This is a genomic window from Kitasatospora sp. NPDC001225 (assembly GCF_053597855.1).
This window is the reverse complement of sequence record NZ_JBSFJC010000266.1, coordinates 1-4,696: the sequence shown is the minus strand read 5'-3', so window position 1 is coordinate 4,696 and position 4,696 is coordinate 1. Positions and strand designations below refer to the sequence as shown.

The 4,696-nt window shown below is 74.6% G+C and carries 5 protein-coding genes; all 5 read left to right on the top strand.

The window, feature by feature from the left end:
• Positions 1-703, top strand: a 703-nt coding sequence (locus ACWDCZ_RS38805) for a hypothetical protein (RefSeq protein ID WP_449818410.1), incomplete at its 5' end; no start/stop codon positions are given.
• 44 nt (positions 704-747) lie between these two features.
• On the top strand, positions 748-1,941 hold the full coding sequence (locus tag ACWDCZ_RS38800; RefSeq protein ID WP_449818409.1) for a deoxynucleoside kinase: 1,194 nt from the start codon (positions 748-750) through the stop codon (positions 1,939-1,941).
• A complete protein-coding gene (moaA, locus tag ACWDCZ_RS38795) occupies positions 1,922-2,956 on the top strand; it encodes a GTP 3',8-cyclase MoaA (protein ID WP_049657070.1) in 1,035 nt (344 codons plus the stop codon). The genes ACWDCZ_RS38800 and moaA overlap by 20 nt, the downstream gene beginning before the upstream one ends.
• Before the next feature lie 4 nt (positions 2,957-2,960).
• Positions 2,961-4,052 (top strand): glycosyltransferase, encoded by a 1,092-nt coding sequence (locus ACWDCZ_RS38790; RefSeq protein ID WP_449818408.1) that lies wholly within the window; start codon positions 2,961-2,963, stop codon positions 4,050-4,052.
• 349 nt (positions 4,053-4,401) lie between these two features.
• The gene (locus ACWDCZ_RS38785) at positions 4,402-4,572 is read left to right on the top strand and encodes a hypothetical protein (RefSeq protein WP_181970411.1); all 171 of its coding nucleotides are present in this window, start codon (positions 4,402-4,404) and stop codon (positions 4,570-4,572) included.
• Positions 4,573-4,696: the final 124 nt, after the last annotated feature.

The window sequence follows — 4,696 nt, the reverse complement described above, 5'->3', positions numbered from 1 at the left end:
GCCCGGGCCCGGGCCGGACGACGGTGTGGGGCTGCTCGTGCTGACGAGCCTGCTGGACGCCCAGCCCCACCTCGGTGGCGGGGTGCGGTTCCCGGACTCCTCCTACCGGCGGTTGCTGGCGAACATCGAGCGCTCTCCCGTCCGCCGGTGGCGGGTAGCCGCGGCGCTTCCCCCCGGGGTACGGGTGCCCCGGTGGCGTGCGGCCTCGCTGTTCCCCGTCTCGGCCGAGCGGCTCCGTGCCGACCTGGCCCGCCGGGGCTGGGACGGCGAACTGCTCGGCCCGGTCGCTCCCGACCCCGCCGTGACCGGCGGAGCCGAGCGCTGCTGGTGGCTCGGCGTGCCCCCGTTGGAGGGGCCGTCCGACGGGCGGCGGGCCCTGGTCCTCCGGGAGTCGCCCGGGTGCCGGCTCCACGGCCTGGTCGAAACCGCCCCCGGGCCGGAGGACCCGGCAGTGGAACAGCCCGACTTCCGCGTGCGGGCGGTGCTGTCCCGCCCGTCGCCGCCACCGGACGCCGTCCTGCACGCACTGCTCGGCGGTGACGTGCGGTTCTCCTGGCTGCTGCCGCCCCGGGAGACCGTGCGGAAGGCCGGGCGGGCCGTGGACCCGGTCGCCTTCGCGGAGCGGGTCGCCCTGCTCGCCCTCGCGGAACTGGCCAGCCGGCCGTACCCGAGGACCGGGCCGCCACCGGCCGGCACCGGCTGACCCCGACCGCCCCCGGCCGCTTCCGACCGACCTCAAGGACCGTGATGCTCACCGAACTACCGCCCCGGCACCGCCCGGACCACCTCCGTGCCGCGTGCGTCATCCTCGACGGGCAGGACCGGGTCCTGCTCACCGAGCCGCGGTCGGCCGACGAGCGGCCCGGCCTGCCCTGGGCCGTCGTGCCGTCGGGCAGCACCGCTCGGGAGACCGCCGCGGCCGTGGCCCGCCACGCCTGCCGCCAGCGCGTGGCCCCGACCCGGCTGCGCTACCTCACCGAACTCCACCTCCCGCCCGGCCCCCACGGGGAGGCGCCCCACGACCTGCGGGTGTTCGTCCACCGGTACGCGGGCGCCTCCCGGCGTACCGCACCCGGCCCGGACCTGCGCTGGAGCCCGGTGGCATCCGGTACCGGGGAGGGCGCCGGACTCGACGCGGCATCCGCGTACTGCGTCGGCGAGTTGCTGCGGCACCGCCCCGACGACGCCGCGGACGACGGCGGGATCCGTGCCGTGGCCGAGATCGAGGACGAGGCGCGGCGGCTGATCGATCCGGTCCCCGCGCTGTGGCGCAGGGACGGAGCGGCCCGCGTGGTGGTCATCGGCCCGCCCGCCGTCGGCAAGAGCACCCTGCTGAAGCGGCACACCGCCCGCGCCCCGGACACCGAGCACGTGCGGGACATCGTCCCGGTGCGCCGGGACCGGGGCCCGGGCCCGGACAACTACCTGACCCGCTACCTGCGCGGGGACGACGCCTCGGGGTTCTTCTGCCAGATGGAGACCCTGCTGCTGCGGGTCCTGCAGAACCTCCGCACCGGCGAGAGCGGCGTCATGGACCAGGACGTGCACAGCTCGCTGGCCTACGCCAAGGCGCTCCGGCTGAGCGGCGCCCTGAGCACCCAGCAGTACGAGACGTACTACCGCTACCACCACCTGATCACCTCCGCGCTGCCGCCGCCCGAGGCGGTGGTCCACCTGACCGCCCGTACCGACGTGCTGATGCGCCGGCTGCGCCGCCGCGACCGCGTCCTGGAGCGCTCGTTCACCAGCTCCTACGTGTCCCTGGTGGCCCAGTGCTTCGAGGACGTGGCCGAGGAGCTCGCCCCGCGGATCCCCGTCCACCACCTCGACACCTCCGAGCTGAACCCCGACCAGGTGCTGGCGCGCTTCGAGGAGCTGCTCCCCGCGCGCACCGGCTCCGCCGACCGAAGGACCGACCGACATGACCAAGCCCAAGGCTGACTGGCGCAATCCGGGACCCGCCCCGACCGGCGGCCCGCTCATCGACACGTTCGGCCGGGTCGGCGGCGACCTCCGGATCTCCGTGATCGACAAGTGCAATCTGCGGTGCACCTACTGCATGCCGGCCGAGGGGCTGCCCTGGCTGGAGAAGGAGGAGCTCCTCACCGTCGACGAGATCGACCGGCTCGCCCGGCTCTTCCACTCCCTCGGGGTGCGCGACTTCAAGATCACCGGCGGGGAGCCGACCGTCCGCCGGGAACTGCCCGAGATCGTGGCCCGGGTGTGCGCGCTGGAGGGGGTGGACGTCTCCATCACCACCAACGGGCTGCTGCTGGACCGCCTGGCCCGCCCCCTGCGGGAGGCGGGGCTGCGCAGGATCACGGTGTCCTGCGACTCCCTGATGAGGCACCGCTACGCCGAGATGACCCGTCGGGACGCCTTCGACAAGGTGACCGCGGGGCTGGAGGCGGCCCGCGAGGCCGGATTCGACCCGATCAAGATCAACTGTGTGGTGATCCGCGGCAGCAACGAGGACGAGGCCGTCGACTTCGCCCGCCTGGCGCGGGAAGGCGGCTACGACGTGCGCTTCATCGAGTACATGCCGCTGGACGCGGAGCGGACCTGGGAGCGGGAGAAGGTCGTCCCGGCCGCCGAGACGCTGGCGGCGGTCTCCGCGGCCTACGACCTCGCCCCCGTCGTCCAGGACGCGCCGCAGCCGGCCACCTCCTTCCGCTTCGCCGACGGGGCGCCGGGGGTCCTGGGCTTCATCCCCTCGGTGACGAAGCCCTTCTGCGACAGCTGCAACCGCATGCGGACCACGGCCGAAGGAGCCTTCCGCGTCTGCCTGTTCGCGCTGGAGGAGACCGACCTGCGCACCGCGCTCCGCTCCGGTGCCGACGACGCCGAACTGGAACGGCTGGTCCGCGAGGCGCTCTGGCACAAGTGGCCCGGACACAAGATCAACCACCCCGACTTCGTCCGGCCCGACCGCAGCATGTCGATGATCGGCGGCTGAAGCCGTGAACGCCCGCGTGGTCTCCTTCACCTGGGGCCGGGGGCTGGGCCACGTCTCCCGCCAGATCGCCGTCCACCGCGAACTGCGCGGGCTGGGCCGGGACTCCCTGCTGCTGACCGAACGGCCCCAACGGCTGATCGAGGACTACGGCTTCGCCCAGACCGTCCTGCCCACCGACGCCGACAGCCTGGTCGGCGAGCCACTGCACGGGACCGGCCCCGCGGTGGACCACGGTCTCGCCCGGGCCATGGTCGCCTGGGTGCTGCGGCCGGACGACGTGGTGCTGCACGACGTGACGGTGCAGCGGGAACTGTACGACCAGGCCGCCCGGCTGGGCTGCCCCCAGTTCCTGGTGCACCGCTTCCAGCGCAACCGCCCCGACCCGCCCCACTGGGTCTCCCGCCACACGCCCGCCATCGGCACGATCTACCTGCTGGGCGAGCCCGGACCGGAGGAGACCGTCCACGGGGTGCGCGTGCTGGGGGTGCCCCACGTCGTCCGACCGCTGCTCGACGACCGGTCGCCCTGGCCCGAGGACACCCGCGCCCTCCGGGTCGCGGTGGTGGCCGGCGGCGGCGGGCACGACGACGCGCCCGGATTCCTCACGGCCGCGCTGCACGGCATCCGCGCGTTCACGCGCGGACGCCCCGCCGGCGTCGACGTCCTGGTGCTCACCGGCCCGCACTTCGACGGCGCCGTCCTCGTGCCACCCGGCCTGCCCGGGCCGGTGCGGGTCCGCCCGTACCTGGGGCCGTCGTACGACGTGTACCGGCACGCCGACGCCGCGATCACCCACGCCGGGTACAACACCGTGCAGGAACTGGTCCGTTCCGGCGTGCCGGTGGTGGCCGTCCCCGGCGTCCGCGACTTCGACGACCAGCGCGTCCACCTCAAGGCCGCCGACAGCCCCAATGTGGTGGTCGCCGACGCCGAGGAGCACGCCATCGCCCGGGCCCTGGCCGAAGCCCTGAACGGCCCGTCCGGCACCCGGGCCCGGCCGGCCGCCACCCCCATCCGACAGGCGGACGGCGCCGCCCGGATCGCCCGCGACCTGGTCGCCGCCACCTCCCGCGGCAGCGGCGCGGGGGCGCCGTGACGCCCGGACACCGCCCCCGCTCGACGCGGTCGATGTCGAGCTGACCACCGAATCCTGCCCTCAGGGGAGTTGATCTTCCTCGGCTTCAGAAAAATGCCCCGTGGCAGCCGTGCACGTCACCGTGTGGGACGACCGCGACCGGGCCAGCGGAGGCCGCACGCCCAGGGACTCGCCGCCGTCAACGCCGCCCTGCGGGAGTTCTGGGGCTGACCCGGTTCCGCACCGGCTACCGGTCCCGCCCCGCGGCCGCGGGCCTACCAGCCGACTTGCGGACTGCCGGACCAGGGGCGGTGATAGGAGGGGGAAGAACAGCGAACCCGCCCGCGGGCCGTCCGGCCCAGGAGGAACCATGTCGCACCACAAGTCGAACAAGGACGTCGAGGGCGACCCCGACACCGGCCACGGCCGCGGCCTGCCGCGACGCCCCGACGAGGCCGAGCTCGAGGAGCGCACCGAGGAGGACCGCGAGGAGGTCGGCCTGGCGCCCGACGCCGACGAGGCCGACGAGGACGGCAGATAGGAGCAGGGCCTGGTGAGCCGCCCGCCCCGGTGGTGGTCGGCGTCCTGCGCATGCTCCCGGCCGACCGACCTTCGGCGGCGGCTGGTTCTTCCTGGTCGCCTCCGAGGCGATCACCGTGGACGGC